The sequence below is a fragment of the Streptomyces sp. WAC 06738 genome (assembly GCF_003945505.1).
GTDB lineage: Bacteria > Actinomycetota > Actinomycetes > Streptomycetales > Streptomycetaceae > Streptomyces.
In genome coordinates this window covers 3,184,633-3,206,770 of record NZ_CP029618.1, presented here as the reverse complement: position 1 = coordinate 3,206,770, position 22,138 = coordinate 3,184,633, and the positions used below count along the sequence as shown (strand labels likewise).

General features: G+C 74.2%; 16 protein-coding genes. 6 read left to right on the top strand and 10 right to left on the bottom strand.

Annotation, left to right across the window (positions count from 1 at the left end; translation table 11 throughout):
- Nucleotides 1–25: 25 nt before the first annotated feature.
- The 3 genes from DMB38_RS13605 to DMB38_RS36825 all read right to left on the bottom strand — a co-directional run bounded on the left by DMB38_RS13605 (nucleotide 26) and on the right by DMB38_RS36825 (nucleotide 2,911).
- Entirely contained in the window at nucleotides 26–1,039 is a 1,014-nt protein-coding gene (locus tag DMB38_RS13605; protein WP_240662195.1) for a helix-turn-helix domain-containing protein, read from the bottom strand.
- 411 nt (nucleotides 1,040–1,450) lie between these two features.
- A complete protein-coding gene (locus DMB38_RS13600; protein ID WP_125935414.1) occupies nucleotides 1,451–2,368 on the bottom strand; it encodes a GNAT family N-acetyltransferase in 918 nt (305 codons plus the stop codon).
- Nucleotides 2,369–2,911: a helix-turn-helix domain-containing protein gene (locus tag DMB38_RS36825; protein WP_240662194.1), complete on the bottom strand. Its 543-nt coding sequence runs from the start codon at nucleotides 2,909–2,911 to the stop codon at nucleotides 2,369–2,371.
- Between the two features lie 120 nt (nucleotides 2,912–3,031).
- Between DMB38_RS36825 and DMB38_RS13590 the strand changes: the two genes are divergently transcribed.
- Entirely contained in the window at nucleotides 3,032–3,913 is an 882-nt protein-coding gene (locus DMB38_RS13590; protein ID WP_125935413.1) for an NAD(P)-binding domain-containing protein, read from the top strand.
- 20 nt (nucleotides 3,914–3,933) lie between these two features.
- Here DMB38_RS13590 and DMB38_RS13585 read toward each other — a convergent pair whose 3' ends face one another.
- Both DMB38_RS13585 and DMB38_RS13580 read right to left on the bottom strand, forming a co-directional pair.
- Nucleotides 3,934–6,597 (bottom strand): serine/threonine-protein kinase, encoded by a 2,664-nt coding sequence (locus DMB38_RS13585; RefSeq protein ID WP_125935412.1) that lies wholly within the window; start codon nucleotides 6,595–6,597, stop codon nucleotides 3,934–3,936.
- 226 nt (nucleotides 6,598–6,823) lie between these two features.
- On the bottom strand, nucleotides 6,824–7,693 hold the full coding sequence (locus tag DMB38_RS13580; RefSeq protein ID WP_125935411.1) for a VOC family protein: 870 nt from the start codon (nucleotides 7,691–7,693) through the stop codon (nucleotides 6,824–6,826).
- A 241-nt stretch (nucleotides 7,694–7,934) separates the two neighbouring features.
- Here DMB38_RS13580 and DMB38_RS13575 point away from each other — a divergent pair, with 241 nt between their 5' ends.
- Nucleotides 7,935–8,588, top strand: a complete 654-nt coding sequence (locus DMB38_RS13575) for a TetR family transcriptional regulator (protein WP_125935410.1) — start codon at nucleotides 7,935–7,937, stop codon at nucleotides 8,586–8,588.
- Nucleotides 8,589–8,754: 166 nt separating this feature from the next.
- Nucleotides 8,755–9,903: an NAD(P)/FAD-dependent oxidoreductase gene (locus DMB38_RS13570; RefSeq protein ID WP_240662700.1), complete on the top strand. Its 1,149-nt coding sequence runs from the start codon at nucleotides 8,755–8,757 to the stop codon at nucleotides 9,901–9,903.
- Nucleotides 9,904–9,989: 86 nt separating this feature from the next.
- On the opposite strand, the gene DMB38_RS13565 is transcribed toward DMB38_RS13570, so the two are convergent.
- Nucleotides 9,990–10,814, bottom strand: a complete 825-nt coding sequence (locus tag DMB38_RS13565) for a class I SAM-dependent methyltransferase (RefSeq protein WP_125935408.1) — start codon at nucleotides 10,812–10,814, stop codon at nucleotides 9,990–9,992.
- 439 nt (nucleotides 10,815–11,253) lie between these two features.
- On the opposite strand from DMB38_RS13565, the gene DMB38_RS13560 reads away from it, so the two are divergent.
- Together DMB38_RS13560 and DMB38_RS13555 are read left to right on the top strand one after the other, a co-directional pair.
- A complete protein-coding gene (locus DMB38_RS13560; RefSeq protein WP_240662192.1) occupies nucleotides 11,254–11,553 on the top strand; it encodes a helix-turn-helix transcriptional regulator in 300 nt (99 codons plus the stop codon).
- An 11-nt stretch (nucleotides 11,554–11,564) separates the two neighbouring features.
- Complete coding sequence (locus DMB38_RS13555) at nucleotides 11,565–11,762, top strand: hypothetical protein (RefSeq protein ID WP_125935407.1); 198 nt, start codon at nucleotides 11,565–11,567, stop codon at nucleotides 11,760–11,762.
- Between the two features lie 70 nt (nucleotides 11,763–11,832).
- On the opposite strand, the gene DMB38_RS36820 is transcribed toward DMB38_RS13555, so the two are convergent.
- Nucleotides 11,833–12,168: a hypothetical protein gene (locus tag DMB38_RS36820; RefSeq protein WP_240662190.1), complete on the bottom strand. Its 336-nt coding sequence runs from the start codon at nucleotides 12,166–12,168 to the stop codon at nucleotides 11,833–11,835.
- Between the two features lie 160 nt (nucleotides 12,169–12,328).
- Here DMB38_RS36820 and DMB38_RS13545 point away from each other — a divergent pair, with 160 nt between their 5' ends.
- Nucleotides 12,329–15,220 carry a BTAD domain-containing putative transcriptional regulator gene (locus DMB38_RS13545; RefSeq protein ID WP_125935406.1) on the top strand — a complete coding sequence of 964 codons (2,892 nt, stop codon included), beginning with the start codon at nucleotides 12,329–12,331 and terminating at the stop codon, nucleotides 15,218–15,220.
- A 92-nt stretch (nucleotides 15,221–15,312) separates the two neighbouring features.
- Here DMB38_RS13545 and DMB38_RS13540 read toward each other — a convergent pair whose 3' ends face one another.
- The 3 genes from DMB38_RS13540 to DMB38_RS13535 form a co-directional block, all read right to left on the bottom strand.
- Nucleotides 15,313–18,228, bottom strand: a complete 2,916-nt coding sequence (locus DMB38_RS13540) for an AfsR/SARP family transcriptional regulator (protein ID WP_125935405.1) — start codon at nucleotides 18,226–18,228, stop codon at nucleotides 15,313–15,315.
- A 289-nt stretch (nucleotides 18,229–18,517) separates the two neighbouring features.
- Nucleotides 18,518–18,685: a hypothetical protein gene (locus DMB38_RS36110; protein ID WP_164715987.1), complete on the bottom strand. Its 168-nt coding sequence runs from the start codon at nucleotides 18,683–18,685 to the stop codon at nucleotides 18,518–18,520.
- A gap of 211 nt (nucleotides 18,686–18,896) precedes the next feature.
- On the bottom strand, nucleotides 18,897–21,812 hold the full coding sequence (locus DMB38_RS13535; protein ID WP_125935404.1) for a BTAD domain-containing putative transcriptional regulator: 2,916 nt from the start codon (nucleotides 21,810–21,812) through the stop codon (nucleotides 18,897–18,899).
- Between the last annotated feature and the right edge of the window lie 326 nt (nucleotides 21,813–22,138).

Here is a 22,138-nt window from a genome sequence, read left to right as displayed (position 1 = left end):
TCTGCAACGTGCCCGTGGCGGTCCGCTACGGCGGCGGGGTCAGGCTGATCGTGAACTCTTCCTCCGCCCCACCCGAGCAGCGGGCCCGCGCGATCTCGGCGCCGGGGCCGGTGTCCTCGTCGCGCGGTGCCAGGCACTCGCCGGTGTCCGGGCGGATGCGGAAGCGCCTCTCCGCTCCCTCGCCGGCCGCTTCGAGACGGAAGCGCTGCGCCGGGTCGTCGTCGGCGCACGCATCGCGCGGTTCGAGCAGGCCGCGGCCGGGGCCTTCGCGCATGGCGGTCAGGCAGCCGACGCCGTGCTCCGGGTGGTGCCACTGGATCTGTACGGCGCCGTCGCCGACCGGTTCGAGGTAGACCCGCGGCAGGGCCGATCGCGCGCAGGGCTGCTGGGCCGCGACCGCCGAGCCGTAGCGGCCCGTACGGTCCGTACCCTCCGTGACGCACAGCTCGGGGCTGCGGGCCGGACGGATCTCCGCCCAACTGCCCACGGCCTGGAGGTCGAGTCCGGGCACCGCAAGGTTGCCGACCGCCGCGCGCTGCTCGCCGGGCCCGGAGCCGTCCGGGAGCAGCGCCTGTACGCCCAGCGTGCCCCCGGCGCCGATCCCCACCGCGGCGAGCAGCCCGGCCGCCCACCGCCACCGCGGGGCGGGCCCCGGCGGGGGCGGGGCCGGCTCGCGGTCGTCGTCCTTCCCGGGCGGCGGGGGCGCGTGTTCGCGGGTGGCGATGCGGCGGCGCGCCTCCAGCCACGGGCCGACGTCCTGTTCGGCCAGGCCGCAGGCGCGGGTGAAGGCGTCGACGAAGCGCTCCCGGGGGAGCGTGGTCCGGCCGAGGGTGGTGGCGATGGTGCTGGCCGGGAGGGAGTCGGCGTGCGTGCCGGCCTTGGCCTCCAGCTCGCGGTACGTCAGCCCGGACCAGGTGCGCAACTCCCGCAGCGCGGCAAGGTACTCGGCGCGGGTACGGAGCTGCTCCGGCCGGGGCGCCCGTGCGGGCTCCGGCGGCTCCGGCCGCGGCCCCGGTGAGCCGTCCTCCTCGTGGATCACGACCCCAGCATGGCGGCACGGGCGGTCGCCCGCGACCATGAAACCGGCCTTGTTCACGGGACGTTCGCGGGGCGCTCGCGGGCGTTCGGAACAGGTGAGCCCTGTTCCGAACGTACGCGAACGCCTATCCGCCTTGTCAGGTCCGCGCCGCGGCACACATTCTCGGTCCACGTCGCCGCAACCGCTCGGCGGCGGGGCCGGTCACGGGGGACGGCCGCGCTCCACCGGGCGCACGGTGGGCCGGCCCCGGCCCCGGGACCGGTACGGGCCGGGGCCGTCGCGGGGGAAGACCGCGGCGGCCCCGTCCTCGACGCAGGCGGTGAGCGCCGTCAGGGGCCCCGTACGGGGGGCGGGGCCCCGTAACGCCCCAGGCCGCGGCCCGGATCCGGGCGCACGGACCCTCCGCGGCTCTCACGGTCCTTCGGCACGGGGGCGGGTGAAGGCGTGGAGGACGTCGATCTCGGTGAAGCCCGCGCGGCCGTAGAGCGCGGCCGCGGCCGTACGGTCCCGGATGTCCTGGGCCGTGGCGTCGGTGTCGTCGTCGTCCAGCAGGAGGATGACCTGCGTCGCACGGAGGTCGTCCGTGAGCGTCGCGAGCGCGGAGCCGAGGAGGCGGCGGGCGAGGCCGCGGCCCCGGGCGTGCTCCTCGACGCCGATCCACCACAGGGCGCCGTAGCCGCCGTGGGCGCCGACGAGGGCTTCGGCGACGACGGCCTCGCCCCGCTCGTCCCGTACGGTCAACTGCCGCTTCCGCGGGTCGCCGTCGGGGCCGGGACCGACGAGGAGTCCCGGGACGCGGGGGAGTTCCGCGGCGGGAAGCCCGCGGCGGAGGTAGCGCCAGCGGCGGTGGTCGGCGAAGCCGGCGCGGACGAGGGTGGCGCGCGTGGCGGGCCGGTGGCGGACGGGCAGGCACTCCAGGCCCAGGGTGAGGGCGGAGGTGAGGTGGAAGGCGTCGACGGCGCGGGGTGCGAGGGCGGCGACGGCGTGGTCGATCAGCACGCGGGCGACGGGGGCCTGTTCGCGGCAGTGGGCCCAGAGGATCAGCCCGGTGTCGTCCTGGGGGCGGAGCGCGTACGACACGACGCCCTGGACGCCGCCGCCGGGGGTCTCGGCGACGGCGGTGACGGGCGGGTCCAGTTCGGCCCACCAGTCGGCGTCCGCGCGCGACCGCCCGGCGAGGGCGTCGGCGAGCATGGCGGGGGTGGCGGGCGGCTGGCCGGGGAGCCGGTCGGCGTTGACGAGCCGGAGGACGGCGGGCTCGTCGGCGGGCGCGTAGGGCCGGACGGTGAGACGGGCGGGGGAGGGCGGGGCGAGGGGGCGACGACGCATCTACCGGGCCTGCCGGTCGCCGCCGCGGGCAGGAGCGGGGGCGGGGACGGGCACGCGGACGGCCGCCGCCCCGGGGGCCGGCGCGCGGCCGGTGAGCGGGCCGGGGCGCTGCGCGCCGGGGACCGGCACGGCATCGGAAGCCCGCCCGTCGGTGCCCCTGCCGTCGAAGGCCTCGCCGACGGGCGCTTCCGCACCGGCGGCCCGTGCCGCGGCGACGCGCTCCCGGCCCCACTCCGCCAGCGGCACCAGCGCGGCGTTCAGCCGGGTGCCGGAGGCCGTCAGGGAGTACTCGACGCGGGGCGGCACCTCCTCGTACGACACCCGCCGGACGATCCCGTCCGCCTCCATCTCGCGCAGATGGGAGGCGAGGACCTTCTCCGTGATGCCGGGCAGGAGGCGGCGGAGTTCGCCGAAGCGGCGGGCGGGGCGGTCGTCGAGCGCCCAGAGGATCAGCACCTTCCACTTGCCGCCGATGATCTCCATCGCGGCGTCGATGCCGCAGACGTGGCCGTCGGGTGCCCCCGGCCGGTTCAGCGTGGTCATCTCTCCCCTCCCGCTTCCGCACCTCCGGACCCCCGCCGAGGTGCTCGCTCACCCCAGGGTAACCACCCACTCCGAAGTGCGTACTTGATCGTCAACGGGCCTGTGACCAGCCTTGTCGTCATGACTCCGCACAGCGAAGACAAGACCCCCGTGACCCTTCTCGGCCTCGGCGCGATGGGCACCGCGCTGGCCCGCGCCTGGCTCGCCGCCGGCCACCCGACGACCGTCTGGAACCGCACCCCCGCCCGCGCCGGCGCACTGGCCGCCGGGGGCGCCCGCAGGGCGGACGGCCCGGCGGAGGCGGTCGCGGCGAGCACCCTCGTCGTCGTCTGCCTGCTGGACGACGTGTCCGTCGGCGAGGTCCTGGCCGGCACGGACCTCTCCGGCAAGGACGTGGTCAACCTGACCACGTCGACCCCCGCCCAGGCCCGTGCGCGCGCGGCGTGGGCGAGCGACCGGGGCGCGCGGTACCTGGACGGCGGGATCATGGCCGTACCGCCGATGATCGGCGTCCCGGAGAGCGGCGGCTACGTGCTCTACAGCGGCCCGCGCGACGTCTTCGACCGCCACCGCGACACCCTGGCGGTCCCGGCGGGCACCACCTACGCCGGCGAGGACCCGGGCTTCGCGGCCTTGCAGGATGTGGCGCTACTGAGCGCGATGTACGGCATGTTCGCCGGGACGACGCACGCCTTCGCGCTGATCCGCAGGGAGAACCTGGACCCGGCGGCGTTCGCCGGACTGCTGACCGGCTGGCTCACGGCGATGGCGCCGGCCGCACACGCCGTCGCCGCGGGACTCACCGCGGACGCGGCCCCCGAGGAGGAGGTCTCCAGCCTCGCCATGCAGGTGGCGGGCACGCCCACGTTCCTCGACACGGCCCGCCAGCAGGGGGTGAGCCCCGAACTCCTGGCCCCCTACTTCGAACTGATGCGCCGCGGCCTGACGGAGCGGAACGAGGCGAAGAACCCCAAGGGCCTGGTCGACCTCCTCCTGCGCTGAGGCCGCCCCGGCGGCGGGGATCAGCGGCGGGCCGTGCCCTTTGCGGCGTCGAGGGCGTAGACGCAGCGGTCCTTGCTGCAGGCGTAGACGACGCCGTTGGCGACGACGGGGGAGCCGGTGATCTCGCCGTCCGTGGCGAGTTTCCAGCGGAGCTGGCCGCCTACGGCGTCGACGGCGTAGATGCAGTGGTCCGCGGAGCCGAAGTGGACGCGGCCGTCGGCGGCGACCGGGGCGCCGATCAGGTCGCCGCGGGTGGCGAAGCGCCACATCGGGGTGCCGGCGACGGCGTCGAGGGTGTAGAGGGCGGCGCCGCTGCCGACGTGGACGTGGTTGTCGGCGACGAGGACGGGTTCGATGGACTGGCGGGCCTCGGTGGCGATGCGCCAGCGTTCGCGGCCGTCGGCGGCGTCGAGGGCGTAGACCGTGCCGAGGTGGTCGGCGACGAAGACGCCGCCGCCGGTGAGGGCCGCGCCCGGGGCGTACGCGGGCGGGCTGAGGATCACCGCGGGGGCCTCGAACGTCCAGCGCAGCGTGCCGTACGCGGCGTCCAGGGCGAGGACCCGCTTGCCCGCGGACGCGAAGACCGTGGGGCCCGCGGCCGCACCGGCGGTGGCATCCACCGGGAGCAGCCGCACCGGGACGCCGCCGCAGGCGGCGGCGTCGCCGATGGGGTACGACCAGCGTTCGGCGCCGGAGCGGATGTCCAGGGCGCGGAGGCGGCCGTCGCCCCAGACGTAGACCGTGCCGTCGTGGGCCAGCGGCCCGGCTTCCTGGGTCTCGAACTCCGTCTGCGCGCCGCTGTGTTCCCACAGCGGCTCGCCGGTGGCGGCGTGCCGGGCCTGGAGGCCGCCGCCGCGGGTGCCGGTGACCACGGTGCCGGCGGCGACCTGGAGCGAGTACACCCAGCCGCCGGTGCCCTGGCGCCAGTGCTCGCGGCCGTCGGCGGCGTCGAGGGCGTACAGGCTGGGGCCGTCCGAGGCGTGGATCAGGCCCTCGGCCAGCGCCATGGACCAGGCGACCTCGCGGGTCTTGAACTGCCGCCTGCCGCTGGTCACGTCGAGCGCGTGGACCTCGAAGGAGGTGACGTAGAGCAGGTTTCCGGAGACGACGGGCTTGCCCCACACGTCGTTGGACATCCGGAACCGCCACGGCCGCCACCGCGCCGGCTCCTGCGGCGCCGCCTCGGCCGGGGGCGCGGGCGCGGTGGTGGGCGGGGAGGCGGCGGGCGCGTGGCCGCCGGAGTGCGCGGCGGGCGCCTGCTGGGAGCCGGGCGCCGCGGCCGAGCCGCGGGGCCTGGCCCAGCCCAGGTCGAGCCCGCCGTCCGCGGCGGCGCGGGCGCGGGCGGCGCGGGCGTCCACGACGCGGGGCCCCGGGCCGATCGGCACGGCGGCGCCGGCCAACTGGACATCGGCGCCGGGGGCCTGCGGCGGCGCGGCGGCCGACTGCGGGGGCACGCGCTCCGGCGGCGCCGCGGGGGGTGCGGCCTGCGCACCGCCGGGCGCAGCATGGGCGGGCCCCGCGCCGGGGCCGAGGGCGGGGCCCGGCCCGGGTGGCCCGGCGTGCCGCCCGGGAGCGGAGTGCGGCGCGGACTGCGGTGCGGAGTGCGGTGCCGACTGGGGTACGGAGTGGGGTGCCGACTGCGGCGGCGCCTGCGGTGCGCCCCCCGGGCCCGCCGACGGCGGGTGCGCGGGCCGCGGCGGCATCGACCGGCGCGAGGCGGAGGACCCCCGCGACCCCCCGTGCCGCCCGGAGGAGCCCCCGTGCGCCCCGGCCCCGCCGAGCGTGGCCGCGGCCCCCCGGCGCGTCTCGATCATCCGGATCGCCGTACGCGGCAGCCACGCCGACGCCGTACCGCTGTCGTCGCCCCCGGCGCCGAAGAGGTGCGGCGCCAGATCGGACTGGAGCGCCTCGGGCGAGGGCCGCTGGTCGGCGGTCATCTGCATGCACGCCTCGATGAGCGGCCGCAGCTCGCCCGGCAGCCCCTCCAGGTCCGGCCCCTCGCGCAGCAGCATGAACACGGTCTCGACGGGGTTCGCGCCGTGGAACGGCGCGTGGCCCGTCGCGGCGAAGACGAGGGTGGAGCCGAGCGAGAAGACGTCGCTGGCGCCGGTCACGCTCCGCGAGTCGCGCGCCTGTTCCGGCGACATGTACGCGGGCGTGCCGACGGCGACGTTGGTCATGGTCAGCCGGGTGTTGGAGACGCCGGACGCGATGCCGAAGTCGATCACGCGCGGCCCGTCCTCCAGGACCAGCACGTTGGACGGCTTGAGGTCGCGGTGGACCAGCCCGGCGCCGTGGATGGACTGCAGCGCCTCCGCGACGCCCGCGGCGATCCACCGCACGGCCTGCGGCGGCAGCGGCCCGCAGTCGTTGACCATCTCCTCCAGCGAGGGCGCGGGCATGTACGCGGTGGCGAGCCACGGCACGGCCGCCCGCGGGTCGGCGTCGACGACGGGGGCGGTGTAGAAGCCGCTGACGGCCCGGGCGGCCTCGACCTCGCGGGTGAAGCGCACGCGGAAGAGCTGGTCCTCGGCCAGCTCGGTGCGGACAGTCTTGATCGCTACGCGGCGGCCGGACGCCGACCGCGCGAGATAGACGAGACCCATTCCGCCGGCGCCCAGCCTGCCGAGCACCTCGAAAGGACCGATCCGCCGCGGGTCGTGCTGCGCAAGCTGCTCGACCACGTAACCATCCACCTCCCCGTGGGGGGCTCCCGGAACCGGGCCCCCCTGCAGCCTCTCACCGCAGGCGTACGGCCGTCAGTCCCGAAAGTACGCCTGCCGATTCTCCACTCCGGAACGCACCGGGGCTAACCCGGGGGGCGGCTCCGGACACCGCCGCCCCTGGAACCGCCGGGTCCGGTGGAGCCCCGCGGGCCGCGCGGGGCGCGGGGCGCAGGACAGCACCGGGTCAGGTCCCGTCGGCGCTGGTGGCGGGGGCGGAGGGCGGCTCCGCCTCGCCTCGCGCCGACTCGGCCCCGGCCGGCTCGCCGTCCGCGGCCGACGCCCCGTCCATCACCGCGAACGCCGCCCCCTGGTTGTCCACCACCACCGCGAACGTCGCCCCCGGGATCTCCTGCCGGTCCACGAGCACCCGCCCGCCGCCGCGCCGTACCGTCCGCAGCGCGTCGCCGACGTCGCCGACCCGGAAGTAGACGAGGAAGTGCGGCGGCATCTCCGGCGGCAGCACGTCGCCGACGATCGCCCGCCCGGCCACCTGGCGGCCGGACTCCGGCAGCGTCCACGCCTTGAAGTCGCCCGCGTCGAACGGGGGTGCCTGCAACTCGTAGCCGAAAACCGCCGGGTAGAAGGCGTCGGCCGCGTCCGCGTTCCGTACGTAGACCTCGGTCCAGCAGAAGGAGCCCGGCACGTCCGTGACGCCGAAGCCCGGCCGCTCGCCCGCCTGCCAGACGGAGAACACCGCGCCGTCCGGGTCCGCGACCGTCGCCGACCGGCCGGCGTCCGAGGCCGCCACCGGCCCGGTGAGCACGGTGCCGCCGGCCCCGCGGACCTTCTCCACGGTGGCGGCGAGGTCGGGGGTGGCCAGGTGGATGCCCCAGACGGTGGGCATCCGGCCGTCGCGCTTGGCGACGAGCGCGGCGATCGGCCTGCCGTCGAGGTACGCCCGGGAGTGCCGGGGGAAGCCGGGGCCGGCGTCCGTGCCCTCGCCGCCCTCCGTGAACGTCCAGCCGAACAGCTCACCGTAGAAGCGCTCACCGGCGCGGAGGTCGGGCAGGGTGGCGTCGGCCCAGCAGGGTGAGCCCTCGGCGAATGCGGCCATGACCGTCGTCGTCCTTCCATGGGACCGTGAGGGAGTGGCGTGATGGGGGACAAGCGGGACGGGGATCGCGCGATGGGTCGCATCGCCAACGTATCCGGTGCGGACATGGGCTCTTGCGAAAATACCCCGAACGTCACGTCAATTCTGTTCGAGAGTGACAATTCGCGCACTTCCGACCGTGTGACCTCCCCGTTTGCCCTCGTCAGATCGCGGTTCGATCACGCGTCGGTAAGCTGACGGCATGACAGGTCAAGTTCGGACGGTCGACGGCCGTGTCGCCGGCCGGCGCGGCCAGGCGACCCGCACCAAGTTGCTCGCATGCCTCGGCGAGATGCTCGACTCCTCGCCGTACCGGGACGTGAAGGTGATCGACGTCGCCCGCAGGGCGGGCACCTCACCAGCGACTTTCTACCAGTACTTCCCCGATGTCGAGGGCGCGGTCCTGGAGCTGGCGGAGCAGATGGCGAAGGAGGGCGCCGGCCTGACCGGGCTCGTGGCGGGCCGCTCCTGGACGGGCAAGTCCGGGGCCCAGGCCGCGGAGGAGCTGGTCGACGGGTTCCTCGGGTTCTGGCGGCGGAACGAGGCGATCCTGCGCGTCGTCGACCTCGGGGCCGCCGAGGGCGACAAGCGGTTCTACAAGATCCGGATGAAGATCCTCAACTCCGTCACCAAGTCCCTCACCGAGTCGGTCAGGGAGCTCCAGGCGAAGGGCAAGGTGGACGAGGCCGTGCACCCGGCGGCGGTGGCCGGGTCGCTGGTGGTGATGCTCGCCGGGGTGGCGGCACACCAGAAGGCGTTCCAGACGTGGGGCGTGAAGCAGGCGGACCTGAAGCCGTCGCTGGCGCTGCTGGTGCACCTCGGGGTGACGGGGCGCAAGCCGCCGAAGCAGGTGTGAGCGCGCAGCGTAGCGGCTGCTGAATCGTTAGTGCAGGGAGCCGGGCAAGCCGCCGGACGGCGGCCCTCGCGGCACTACGCTCAGCCGCATGTCTCATGACCGTGTCCCTTCAGAGCGCGGACGGCAGCAAGGCGGGCGGCAGCCGGATGGCCGGGACGAGCGTCCCGTGCTCGTCGTCGGCGGCGGCCCCGCCGGGCTCGCGACGGCGGCGGCGCTGCGGGCGGCCGGGGTCCGGGCCGTCGTCCTGGAGCGGGGCGCCCGGGTGGGCGACTCCTGGCGCCGGCACTACGACGGGCTGCGGCTGCACACGCCGCGGCGGATGTCGGGGCTGCCGGGCATGCCACTCCCGCGCCGGTACGGGCGGTGGGTGGGCCGGGACCAGCTCGCGCACTACCTGGAGGAGTACGCGGAGGCCCACGAGCTGGAGATCGTGTACAACGTGGAGGCGGCGCGGGTCGACCGCGCGGGCCCGGGGTCCGCTTCCGCTTCCGGTTCCGGTTCCGGTTCCGGCTGGACGGTGGCCGCGACCGGGGGCCGCGTCCTCGACGGCCGCCGGGTCGTCATCGCCACCGGCTACTGCCACACCCCGTACGTACCGGACTGGCCGGGCCGCGACACGTACCGCGGCGAACTGCTGCACGCCGCGCACTACCGCAACCCCGCCCCGTACGAGGGCAAGGACGTCCTCGTCGTCGGCGGGGGCAACACGGGCACGGAGATAGCCGTGGAGCTGGCGGCCGGCGGCGCGAAGCGGGTGCGGCTGGCGGTACGGACGCTGCCGCACGTCGTCCGCAGACCGGCCGCGGGCTGGTGCGCGGTGGCGGGCAGGCGGCTGAGCGGCGCGCTGCCGGCCGGGACGGTGGACCGGCTGGCGGGCAGGATCAGCCGGATCGGGGTCCCGGACCTCGGCGCGTACGGCCTGCCGCGCCCGGCGAGCGGCCTCTACACCCGGCTGCGGGAGGGCGCGGTCCCGGTCGTCGACACGGGCCTGGTCGCGGCGGTACGCGACCGCCGGGTCCTGCCGGTCCCGGCGGTGGCGGCGCTGGACGGCGACGGCGTCATCCTGGCGGACGGCGACCGCGCGGAACCGGACGCGGTGATCGCGGCGACGGGCTGGCGGCGAGGGCTGGAGGAACTGGTCGGCCACCTCGACGTCCTGGACCCCCGCGGCCTGCCCCGAGCACGGGGCCGCCGGTCGCCGGAGGGGGCGCGGGGGCTGCACTTCGTGGGGTTCACGGGGCCGGCGAGCGGAAGCCTGCGGGAAATCGGGGCGGAGGCGGAGGAGCTGGCGCGAAAGGTGGCGAAGGAGGACTGAGGCGGGGCAGCGAGCCCACCGCGCCCGCCGGAGCCGCGCGGGAGGGCGGCGGCCGGACTGCCCCCGCCCACCTCACGCCGGGCACTTCACGCCGGTCGCCGGAACAGGGCCGTCCACAGGAACGCCTCGCCGAAGTACGCCGACTCCGCCCCCTCGTCCCGCATCCGCCGCAGCTCGACCTCCTCCCACCCCAGCGCCCCGAAGATCCACCGCAGCGACTCCGCCGTGTACGCCAGCCCGCCGTGCAGCCGCCCGTCCCCGTACAACTCGGCGTCGGGCAGCTCGGAGCCCATCCCGCCGGCGCCGGCCGCGAAGCAGGCGAGGCCGAAGTGCCCGCCGGGGGCGACGTGCGCGCGCAGGAGGGCGAGGTAGCTGACGCGGCGGTGCGGGGGGAGGTGGTGGAAGCAGCCGGAGTCGTAGACGAGGTCGTACGGGCCGCGCGGCGGCCCGGCGCGATCGGCGTCCGCGCGTGCGGGACCGGGCTCTTCGCGTACGGGTCCCGCATCGGCACGGACGGCGTGGGGCTCGGCGCGTACCCGGTCGAAGGCGTCGCCGCAGTGGAACCGCACCCCCACCCCCGCCTCCCGCGCCCGCTCCTCGCCCCATGCGACGGCCGTGGCGGAGAGGTCGACGGCCTCGACGTCGAAGCCGCGCCCGGCGAGGAAGACCGCGTTGCGCCCGGGGCCGCTGCCGAGGTCGAGGGCCCGGCCGGGGGCGACGAGGCCGCGGTCGAGGTACGCGGCGAGGTTCTCGTCGGGCTTGGCGGCGAAGAACGGGACCTCCCGCTCGCGGTTCGCGTAGAAGGCGTCCCACCAGCCGCCGCCCCGGTCGCTCCACCGGTCCGCGCCGGCCTCGAACATCCCGTCCAGCAGCCGCAGTACGTCCTCCACGGACCGTACGTCCCGCTCCATGTGCGTCGCCCCTTCCCGCCCGAGGAGCCCGACCGTACGTGACCGCGTCCGGAAACGAGGACGGTGCCCGTCCGACGACTTCCCCTGATGGTCATCGGACGGGCACCGTGTGGGCCGCTCACCTCATCGGTGTAGAAAGCGGCCGACCGCTCGGCCCGGCTTTTCCCCCTGTTGCGGGCCTGAGAAGAGAATGGCAGGGCCCGATCAACGTTTGGTTAATGCCCACGTCAAGCTTTCGTTCAGCGCCCCCAGGGGCCGGCGCGCGGGCGGGGCGGACGTGGCGTACGGGGCGCCGCCGCAAGGGAGTTGCGGGGACATTGGCGAGTAATCGCCAGCATTGCGCGGGGACGTCCTGATTCCTTGACCCGCCTCCGGCCGCCGGAATACTTTCGCGGCTGCCATGCCACTGCGAATCGGGGGGCTGGGAGGACTGACTGTCGTGGGCCAGAGGAGGACGAGCCTGTGCGAGGCCGCCACGGAAGGGCGTTTACGGGCTCCGGGGGACCCGGACGGCATCCCGCTTCTGACCGGGCGTGAGCGGCAGACGCTCTTTCTCGTCGGTACGGGCGCGGGGAACCGGCTCATCGCGCGCCGGCTGGGGATCTCGGAACGGACGGTACGGGCGCATCTCAGCAACGCCGTACGCAAGATAGGGGTCCGCTCGCGCGCGGAGGCGGCGGTCTTCGCGTTCGCCTATCTGGACCTCGTCGACATCCCGGCGGCCGCGGAACCGAGGTGAGGGGCGTCCCGATGCCACCGAAGCCACTGCGCCCGCCGCCGGACCACCCGGGCCTGACGCTCACCGTCTACCACGTCTCGCGGTCCGGCCGCCGCGGCCCCGTGAGCCGTACGCGCTACCGGCCCTCGGACGGGGACCCGGTGCCGCTGCCGGGGCGCTGGCCGCCGTGCCGCTGCGCGCGCTGCGGGGGCAGGGCCGCCCGTAGCTGAAACGGCACGGGAGACGGCGCACGCGGAAACGGCACGGGAGACGGCGAACCGCGAATCCGCCGCCGCCCCCTCACCCTCCCTCCGCCGTACCGGCGAGGCATGCCCCGACGAGCCACCCCCGCCGCACCGCCTGCGCCCCGCCCTGGAACCTGCTCTCCGCGCCCAGGCACTCCAGCAGTTCCGCCACCCGCCTGCTGTACGTGCGCGGGGACATGTGCAGATTGCGGCAGGCGACCGTGTCGGGCGTACCGCGCGACAACTCGGCCAGCACCGGCACCAGATGAGGAGGCGGCGGAGCGGGGAGCTGCCGTACGGGCCGCGGGTCGACCAGCTCGTCCGGGAACGCGCCGACGACGAGACGGAGACCGTGTGCGTGCGATTCTTTCCGGGGAGTCGAGTCGCTCATGCCGTCCAGCGAACCGGATGCCCATGGACATGCTGTGGACGGTGCGTCGGAGGCCGTCAATCCGCTGTCAATCGGCCCGGCCGGCTGTCGGAAAGGGGCCGGTGACGGGGGTGCCCGGGGTGCGGCAGACTGTGTGCGCGGGACTGGAGTGGGGGTGGCGATGTCCGAGGGTGAGCGCGCGGAGTTATCCGGAGAGGGCCCGGCGGAGGGCGCGCCGGTGCGCTTCGCCCTGCTGGGACCCGTGCGGGTCGCACGGGCCGGACGGCCCCTGACGATGGGCTCGCCGCAGCAGCGGGCCGTGCTCGCCGTGCTGTTGCTGCGGGGCGGCCGGCACGTGGCCGTGGACGAGCTGGTCGACGCGGTGTGGGGCGAGGACCCGCCGCGGGACGCGACCGGCACGATACGCACCTACGTCTCCCGCCTGCGCCGCGCCCTCGGCCCCGACGCGGACCTGCTGCGCGGCGAGGCGGGCGGCTACGCCGTACACCTGCGCGCGGGCGCGGAACTGGACGTCGAGACGGCCACCCGGCTCGCGGCCGACGCGGACGCCGCCCGGGCCGCGGGCGACGTCGAACGGGCCCGGGAGCTGCGCCGCGGCGCACTGGACCTCTGGGACGGCGAACCGCTCGCCGGGCTCCCGGGACCGTACGCGGAACGGCAGCGGACGCGGCTGGCGGAGTGGCGGCTGACGCTGCTGGAAGGGCAGTTGGAGCTGGACGTCGAGACCGGGCGGCGGGCGGAGGCGATCTCGGAGCTGACGGCGCTGACGGCGGCGCATCCGCTGCGCGAGCGGTTCCGGGAGCTGCTGATGCTGGCGCTCTACCGGAGCGGGCGGCAGGCGGAGGCGCTGGCGGTCTACACGGACACGCGGCGCCAGCTCACGGACGAACTGGGCGTGGAACCGGGCCGGGAGCTGGCCGCGCTCCAGCAGCGGATCCTCCGCGGCATGGACCAGCCGGCCCCCGCACCGGTCACCGCGTCGGTCGCCCCGGCGCAACTCCCCGCGACCCTGCCGGACTTCACAGGCCGGGGCCACGAGGTGGAGGAACTGGGCAAGCAGTTGGTGCAGGCGCCCCAGATGGTGATGGCGGTGTCGTCGGTCTCGGGCATCGGCGGGGTGGGCAAGACGACGCTGGCGGTGCACGTCGCGCACGCGGCGCGGGAGTCCTTCCCCGACGGCCAGTTGTACGTCGACCTCCAGGGCTGGGGCCCGTCCCCGGTCGACCCGGCGGGCGTCCTCGGCTCGTTCCTGCGCGCCCTGAACGTCCCCGACGCCGACATCCCCGAGACGCTCACCGAGCGCGCCGCGCTCTACCGCTCGGTACTGGCGGGCCGCCGCGTCCTGGCCCTCCTCGACAACGCCCGCGACGCCGCCCAGGTACGCCCCCTCCTTCCCGGCACGGAGGGCTGCGCGGCGCTCATCACCTCCCGCGCCCGCATGGCCCACCTCGTCGGCGCGCACCACGTCGACCTCGACGTGATGGACCCGGACGAGGCCCTGCTGCTCTTCACCCGCATCGTCGGCGCCGACCGCGTGGACCCGTACCGCCCCGCGGCGATGGACGTGGTCGCGGCGTGCGGCTTCCTGCCCCTGGCGATCCGCATCGCCGCCTCCCGGCTGACGGCGCGCCGTACGTGGACGGTGGCGGTGCTGGCCCGCAAGCTGTCGGACGAACACCGCCGCCTGGACGAACTCCAGGTCGGCGACCTGGCGGTGAAGGCCACGTTCGAACTCGGCTACGGCCAGCTCGAACCGGAACAGGCCCGCGCGTTCCGGCTCCTGGGCCTGGTCGACGGCCCGGACATCTCGCTGAGCGCGGCGGCGGCGATCCTGGACCGTACGGAAGAGGACACGGAAGACCTCCTGGAAACCCTGGTGGACACCAGTCTCCTGGAGTCGGCAGCCCCGGGCCGCTACCGCTACCACGACCTCCTCCGCCTCTTCGCCCGCACATGCGCACACCGCGACGAACCGCACGCGGACCGCGAGGCGGCCGTGTCGCGCCTCCTGGACTTCTACCTGGCCACGGCGGCGAGGGTGTACGAGCTGGGCCGCCCGGGCGACACCCTGATCAGGCACCTGGCCCCGGTGGCCCACGCCGGGCTCGACTTCGACGACCAGCACACGGCACGGGACTGGCTCTTCACCGAGGTGGAGTGCCTGCTCGCCGCCGCCCGCCAGTTCGCCCACGGCGACTCGCTTCCGCGCACCGTGGACCTGCTGCTCACGGCCAAGGACCTCGCGGAGTCCGGCCTGTACTCCCCGCGGTTCCTGCGCCTGGCCACGGCCCTGCTGGAGGCGGCGGAAGAGGCGGGCGACGTACGGAGCCTGGCCCGGGCGCATGTCGTAGTGACGGCTGCCAGGCAGTTCACGGGACGGTTCGAGTTGGCGTATGAGCACGCTGGTCATGCCCACCGGCTGGCCGGGGACGACATATGGGTACGCGGCGAAGCGGCGAACGACCTCGGGATGATGGCCTCCCTTCTGGGAGACCTGGAGAACGCCCGGCACTATCTGGACCAGGCCCTGGCCGAGTACCGCGAGGACGGGAACCTGGACGGGCAGTCCTGCGCGCTGAGCAACCTCGCGCGCCTCCACATCGACGCGGGCGCGACGGCCACCGCGATCGAGCTGGCCGAGCAGACCGTGGAGATCGACAGGCGGGCCGGCGCGCCGCTCCGCATGGCGTGCAGCAGGTACGCCTTGGCCATCGCGCTGAACCAGGCCGAGCGGCACACGGACGCCCTCGCCCAACTGGACCTGGCCGTCACGGCTTTCCGCGAGGACCGCATGGGCCTGTGGGAAGGGCTGGCCCACTTCCGTATCGCGCAGGTCCACCTCTCCATGGGGCAGCCGGCCGAGGCCGCTTCGTACGCCGAGAAGGCCCTCTCCCAGCTCCGCGGCATCGGCGGTGACTGGCACCGGGGCAGCGTGCTGACGGTACTGGGCCGGGCCCTCGACGAACTCGGCCAGGCGGACCGGGCGCGGGCGTGTCTGTCGGAGGCGCGCGACCTCCAGGAATCAGGATCGACGCAGGCACCGCAGGGCTGAGGGACAGCCGCAGAGCTGAGGGCGACATGAGGTGACGGCCGTCCTGCATGCCGGCCCGTCGCCTGCGGAGGTCGGACCGTCGTGAGGGCTTCTCAGCCCGGCGGGATGGACGCCAGCAGCGCGCTGACCTCGGCGGCCTCCGCGGAATCCGCCCTCTCCAGCAGACCGACCGCCTCGGCCCAGCAGGCCCGCGCGCGCCCCTGCTGTCCCATCGCCAGCAGCGTACGGCCCAGAAGGGTCAGCACCACCCCGCGATGCCAGTCACCCCCGATGCCCTGCAACCGCCCGAGCGCCTGCTCGGCGAGCACGGCGGCCTGCGAGTGCCGCCCGGCGGCGAGGGCCGCTTCGGCCATGCGGAAGTGGGTCATGCCGTCCCAGAGGTGCATGCGGTTCTCGCGGAAGATGCTGAGGGCCTGGGTGTGCTGGATCAGCGCGTCGTCGTGCCGGCCGGCGGCGGTGAGGGCGATGCCGAGGGCGTACATGCTGTTCGCCATCCGGAAGCTCGTACCGAGTTGGCGATGGAGCGTCATCGACTGCTCGGCCAGCTCGACGGCGATCGAGATCCGGCCAGCGCCGCAGTGCATGCGGGAGAGATTGCTGAGGACGGAGGCCTCGCCGAGCAGATTGCCGTCGGCGCGGTACTCGGCCAGCGCCAGTACGAGGTGGTCACCGGCATCGTCGTAGCGTCCCTGAATATCGGCGATGATCCCGCGGTTGCTGTGTGCGTGGCCGAGCACGAGCGGATCCGGGTCGCGCCGGGCCAACTCGTAGGCGCATTGCGCATGCAGGTCCGCCGCCTCGAAGCATCCGGCGTCGATGTGGACCCCGGCCAGTACGTCGTGTGCACGGGCCTGGGTGCGGCTGTCGCCCGCCTGTCGGGAGGCATCCAGGAGGTGGTCCGCCGCCAGGATGAACGGTTGGGAGTAAATGCCGGACTCAGCGAGATCCTTCGTCACCCAGAGGAGGTCGACGGCGCGGGACAGGGAGTCGCCGTGGGCGAATTGCTGTGCGGTGGCGAGCAGGCATTGGGCCTCGCGGAAAAGCCAGTCCTGTGCGGCTTCGCGACAGTCGAAGGCAAGACCCTCGTATGACACGGCGGGGAGGTGCTTGGTCAGGGTGTCGCCCGGGCGGCCCAGCTCATAGACACGTGCCGATGTGGCCAGGTAGAAGTCCAGCAGGCGGATCTCGGCTGCCTGGCGCTCCGCCTGCGGTTCCTCGCGGTGTGCGCAGGCGCGGGCGAAGAGGCGGAGGAGGTCGTGGTAGCGGTAGCGGCCCGGGGCTGCGGATTCCAGGAGGCTGGTGTCCACCAGGGTTTCCAGGAGGTCTTCCGCGTCGTCCTCCGTACGGTCCAGGATCGCCGCCGCCGCGCTCAGCGAGATGTCCGGGCCGTCGACCAGGCCCAGGAGGCGGAAGGCCCGGGCCTGTTCCGGTTCGAGCTGGCCGTAGCCCAGCTCGAACGTGGCCTTCACCGCCAGGTCGCCGACGCGGAGTTCGTCCAGGCGGCGGTGTTCGTCCGACAGCTTGCTGGCCAGGACGGAGACCGTCCACGTGCGGCGGGCGGCCAGCCGGGAGGCGGCGATGCGTATCGCCAGGGGCAGGAAGCCGCAGGCCGCGACGACGTCCATCGCCGCGTTGCGCTCCGGGGTGACGCGGTGGGCGCCGACGATGCGCGTGAAGAGCAGCAGCGCCTCGTCCGGGGCCATCACGTCGAGGTCCACGTGGTGGGCGCCTGCCAGGTCCGTCATGCGGGCGCGGGAGGTGATCACCGCGGCGCAGCCCTCCGTGCCGGGCAGGAGGGGGCGTACCTGGGCGGCGTCGCGGGCGTTGTCGAGCAGGGTCAGGACGCGGCGGCCGGCGAGCATCGACCGGAAGAGCGCGGCGCGTTCCTCCAGCGGCTCGGGGATCTCGGAGTCCGGGGTGCCCAGCGAACGGAGGAATGAGCCGAGGACGGCGGCCGGTTCCGCCGGTGACGCACCTGCGCCCTGGAGGTCCGCGTACAACTGCCCGTCCGGGAACGAATCCCGTACCGCATGCCCCACGTGCACGGCCAGCGTCGTCTTGCCGACGCCGCCGATGCCCGAGACCGACGACACCGCCATCACCATGCCGGACGCCTGCTCCAACTGCTTGCCCAGCTCGTCGACGAACGCGTCGCGGCCCGTGAAGTCCGCCAGTCTCGCCGGCAACTGAGCAGGCGACAACCGCGCGGTCGCGGTGGCCGCTGGTGCCACGGGCTGCTCACCTCCCCGGAGGATCCGCTGCTGCAGTTCCGCCAACCTCGGGCCGGGCTCGACGCCCAGCTCATCGATGAAAAGCCGCCGGCTGTCCGTGTAGACCGCCAGCGCCTCGGCCTGCCGGCCGCTGCGGGAGAGCGCGAGCATCAGCAGCTCCCGGAACCGCTCCCGCAGCGGGTACGCCGCCGTCAGCGCCGTCAGCTCCGAGATCGCCTCGGCGTAGTCGTGCGACTCGATGTCGAGGGCGAGCCGGCGCTCCAGCAGCGACAGCCGCCACTCGGTGAGCCGCGCGCGCTCGGTCTCGGCGAACGTCCCGGGCAGACCGGCGAGCGGCTCGCCGTCCCAGAGGCCGAGGGCCTCGCGGAGCAGCGACCGGGCCCGTTCGGCGTCGCCGTCGTGCGTTGCCGCGTCGGCCAGGGCGACGGCCTGTTCGGCGATCGCCACGTCCGACACGGCGCCGGCTCCGGGCCGCAGGACGTAGCCGCCGGCCTGGCCGGTGATGAGGTCGGCGTCCGGGCCGAGTGCCTTGCGGAGCCGGGAGACGTACGTACGTACCGTCCCGACGGCGTCGCGCGGCGGGTCCTCGCCCCAGAGGGCGTCGACGAGTTCGTGGGTGGTGGCGTGGTGGCCGGAGCCGATGAGCAGGGCGGCGAGGACGGTGCGCTGCTGCGGGGGCCCGACGTTGACGGGCGCGGCACCACGCCACGCCGCGACGGGCCCGAGCACCGCGAAGTACACCACCCCACCCCGCGCGACGGCCCGCCCCTCAGCCATACCCCACCCCCTCCGGTACACCGAGTCCCGGTTCGACAGTCTGCCGCGGGGCGCGGCGCCGTGTCAGCAGCGTCGGCTCGCACGGCCAGATGTCGACGGGTGAGCAGGGTTTGTGGAGTCTCCACCCGGCGGAGTGGAGACGCGGACGTGGTGCGATCGTGCCGTGCGGAATCCCTTGTGGAGCAGTCGAGTCTCGGTTGGCAGAAGAGGGAAGGCCCGGCCGCAGCAGTCCCCATCTTGCTGCCGCGACCGGGCCGTCTGGCCCCCCCTCGGGCCGTCATTGAAGTCGTCAGGGCTTGGTGTTACCAAGCGGCTTGAGATCGCCCGACGGGTCGTCCTCGTCCTTGGCAGGATCGGTTGCTTTCGTCCCCGGCTTGCGGACGATCTTGTCGTCCTCAGGCGGGGTCGGCTTGGTGTTGCCGAGAGTGGTGACCTCGGGCTCCTTCTCCTCCGGCACTTTTAACCCCCTAGTTTGGTGACGTACTTTGTGCGGTCGCCCGCCCGGCAACTCCCCCGCGGATCGCCGGACGGACGCCGCGTGGCCGCTCACCGGTTGCGGTGTTTGGACTGCGGCCTACCCGGCCCGCTACTCCCCCGAGCTAACGAGCCGTTGACTAGGAGAATGGCGGGTCGTGATAAACGTTCGATGAACGGCTCTGTTCAGCCGATTATGACGCGGCCGCGACGGTCATCAGTTCCCGCACCTCGGCGGCTTCGTTGGATCCCGCCTGATCGTGGAGTGCCAGCGCTTCCGCCCAGCACGCCTGCGCACGACCGGGCTGACCCAACTGGTGAAGGGCTCGGCCCAGCACGGTGAGGGCGTTGGCGCGATGCCAGTCGCCGCCGATGCCCTGCAACCGGGCCAGAGCCTGCTCGGCCTGGGTCGCTGACTGAGGAGCCTGGTCGGCGGCCAGATGGACCTGCGCGATCCGGAACAGGGTCAGACCGTCCCAGAGCCGCATCCGGTGGGCGCGAAATATGTCGAGAGCCCGGGTGAGCTGGCTTATGGCGTCTTCGTAGCGGCCGACCCCGGTCAGCGCGATGCCCAGCGTGTACATGCTGCTGGCCATCCCGAGTGGAGCGTTCGCCTTTCGGAAGATCTCCAGCGCCTGCTCCGCCAGGTTGACCGCCGTTGCCATGGCCCCGGTCTCGGTGTGCCCCCGCGAGAGGTTGTTGAGCGCGCTGGCAGCGCCGTCGAGGTTGCCGTCAGAACGGTAGGCGGCGAGCGCCTGCTCCAGGTAGCCGCTTGACTCCTCGGTACGCCCGAGGAAAGAGGCGAGCAGGCCACGGTCGTTCGCTGCCTCGCCGCACACCCAGACGTCACCGCAGGCCTGCCCCAGCAGCATGGCGTGCGTCGCATGCTGGTCGGCGCGCTCGAAGCGGCCCGTGAAGATGTGGGCGGAGGACAGCGCAGTGTGCGCCCGTCCCTGACTCGCGATGTCCTCGGCTTCCTGCGCCGCCGTCAGCGCCGTCGTGGCGGCACGGACGAACTGTACGGAGTACGCGCCGGACTCGGCGAGGTCTTTGGCGGCGAGCAGCGTATCGGCCGTACGGGCAAGGGTGTTGCCGGCGGAGAGCTGGAGGACTACGGCCAGGACGCAGGCAGCTTCGGTGAACAGCCAGTCCTGTGCTGCCTCGCGGTCGTCGAACATCAACCCCTGGTGCGCCACGGAATTCAGGTGCTTGGTCAACGTGTCGCCCGGGCGGCCCAGTTCGTACACGCGCGCTGCCGTAGCGAGGTAGAAGTCCAGCACTCGGGACAGCGCCGCCTCGCGGTCTGCCGCTGGCTCTTCCCGCTCGGCGCAGTCGCGGGCGAACAGGCGGACGAGGTCGTGGTAGCGGTAACGGCCGGGGGCCGCTGATTCCAGCAGGCTGGCATCGACCAGGACTTCGAGGACCTCCTCGGTCCTCTCTATGGGGCGGTCGATGACGGCTGCGGCGGCACTGAGGGAGATGTCCGGGCCGTCGGCCAGGCCCAGGAGGCGGAACGCGCGGGCCTGTTCCGGTTCGAGCTGGCCGTAGCCGAGTTCGAACGTGGCCTTCACCGCCAGGTCGCCCACCCGGAGTTCGTCCAGGCGGCGGTGTTCGTCCGACAGTTTGCGGGCCAGTACCGACACCGTCCACGTGCGGCGCGCCGCCAGGCGGGAGGCCGCGATGCGGATGGCCAGGGGGAGGAAGCCGCAGGCGGCTACCACGTCCATGGCGGCGTCGCGTTCCGGGTCGACGCGTTCGGCGCCCACGATGCGGGTGAAGAGCAGCAGCGCCTCGTCCGGGGCCATCACGTCCAGGTCGACGTGGTGCGCGCCGGCCAGGTCCGTCATCCTCGTGCGGGACGTGATCAGCGCCGCGCAGCCCTCCGTGCCGGGGAGCAGGGGGCGGATCTGGGCGGCGTCGCGGGCGTTGTCGAGGAGGGTCAGTATGCGGCGGCCCGCGAGCACCGAGCGGTAGAGCGCGGCGCGTTCGTCGACCGGCTCGGGGATGTCCGCGTCCGGGGTGCCCAGGGCGCGGAGGAACGCGCCGAGGACGGCGGCCGGTTCGGCCGGGGACGGGCCCGAGCCCTGGAGGTCCGCGTAGAGCTGGCCGTCGGGGAAGGACTCCCGCGCCGCGTGCGCGACGTGCACGGCCAGCGTCGTCTTGCCCACCCCGCCGATGCCCGAGACCGACGACACCGCCATCACCGTGTCCGGCGCGTTCGCCAGCTCCTTGCCCAGTTCCTCCACGACGCCGTCGCGGCCGGTGAAGTCCGAGACCGTCGCCGGCAGTTGCGCCGGGCGTACGACGCGGAACGGGGCGTCACCCGCGAGGGGTTCGGCCTTCGGGGCGGCCAGATCCTCGTCGGCCTGGAGGATGCGCTGCTGGAGTTCGGCCAGCTCCGGGCGGGGGTCGACGCCGAGTTCGTCCTGGAGCAGGCGGCGGGTGTCCGCGTAGACGGCCAGGGCCTCGGCCTGCCGGCCGCTGCGGTAGAGCGCGAGCATCAGCAGTTCGCGGAACCGTTCCCGCAAAGGGTGGCCCGCGGTCAGCGCCGTCAGCTCCGAGACCGCCTCCGCGTGCCGGGCGGCATCCAGGTCCAGCTCGATGCGGCGCTCCAGCAGGGACAGGCGCAGCTCTTCGAGGCGGTCGCGGTGCCAGTCGGCGTACGGGCCCGGCACGCCGCCGAGCGGTTCGCCGGTGAACTGGGCGAGCGCGCCCGCGTACAGCTCGCGGGCCTTGGCGAAGTCGCCCGCCGCGGCGGCGGTTTCGGCGGCGCGGGCCAGCTCCTCCGCGGTGGCGACGTCGACCTCGGTGCCGTGGGCCCGGATCGCGTAGCCGCCGGCCTCGCTCACCAGGGCGTCGGCGCCGAGGGTCCGGCGGAGCCTGGACGCGTACGTCCGCAGGGCGGACACCGCGCGCGGCGGCGGCTCCTCGCCCCAGATACCGTCGACCAGCTCCTGGGCCGTGGCCGTACGACCGCCGCGCAGCAGCAGCGCCGCGAGCATCGCGCGCTGCTGCGGCGTACCGACCGGGAGGGACTCCTCGCCGCGCCAGGCACGGACGGGACCGAGCACGGCGAAGCGCAGCGCACTCGTCTCGTCTTCGTGGGCCATGGCCGCCCCCTCCCCGGTCCCGGTGATTCCAGATAGCCAAGTCTGCCCTGCCGGGGGTGTTTTAGTCAGCAACGACAGCGCTCTGGCCGGGCCAATGGCCCAGTAAGTGGACGTTTTTCGGCCTTCGGGAGCACACCCAGCGCGAAGGCGCGGCGTGTGATCCTCGCCGTGCGCCCCCGGCCACGCACCGCGCGTGAGCTGACGCCTCGTCAGGAGTGCGTTCCGGTGTGCTCCCGCCGACCACCTTGGCGAAGACGATCACTTCGGACGACCACAGAGGCCAAACCTGTCGCACGCGGCAGTTCGGCTGGATTCTATATGTCCTG

Coding starts and splice junctions, on each gene's coding strand:
- DMB38_RS13600 (WP_125935414.1), bottom strand. CDS start 2,368: ATGCGTCGTCGCCCCCTCGCCCCGCCCTCCCCCGCCCGTCTCACCGTC.
- DMB38_RS36825 (WP_240662194.1), bottom strand. CDS start 2,911: ATGACCACGCTGAACCGGCCGGGGGCACCCGACGGCCACGTCTGCGGC.
- DMB38_RS13590 (WP_125935413.1), top strand. CDS start 3,032: ATGACTCCGCACAGCGAAGACAAGACCCCCGTGACCCTTCTCGGCCTC.
- DMB38_RS13580 (WP_125935411.1), bottom strand. CDS start 7,693: ATGGCCGCATTCGCCGAGGGCTCACCCTGCTGGGCCGACGCCACCCTG.
- DMB38_RS13575 (WP_125935410.1), top strand. CDS start 7,935: ATGACAGGTCAAGTTCGGACGGTCGACGGCCGTGTCGCCGGCCGGCGC.
- DMB38_RS13565 (WP_125935408.1), bottom strand. CDS start 10,814: ATGGAGCGGGACGTACGGTCCGTGGAGGACGTACTGCGGCTGCTGGAC.
- DMB38_RS13555 (WP_125935407.1), top strand. CDS start 11,565: ATGCCACCGAAGCCACTGCGCCCGCCGCCGGACCACCCGGGCCTGACG.
- DMB38_RS36820 (WP_240662190.1), bottom strand. CDS start 12,168: ATGAGCGACTCGACTCCCCGGAAAGAATCGCACGCACACGGTCTCCGT.
- DMB38_RS13545 (WP_125935406.1), top strand. CDS start 12,329: ATGTCCGAGGGTGAGCGCGCGGAGTTATCCGGAGAGGGCCCGGCGGAG.
- DMB38_RS13540 (WP_125935405.1), bottom strand. CDS start 18,228: ATGGCTGAGGGGCGGGCCGTCGCGCGGGGTGGGGTGGTGTACTTCGCG.
- DMB38_RS13535 (WP_125935404.1), bottom strand. CDS start 21,812: ATGGCCCACGAAGACGAGACGAGTGCGCTGCGCTTCGCCGTGCTCGGT.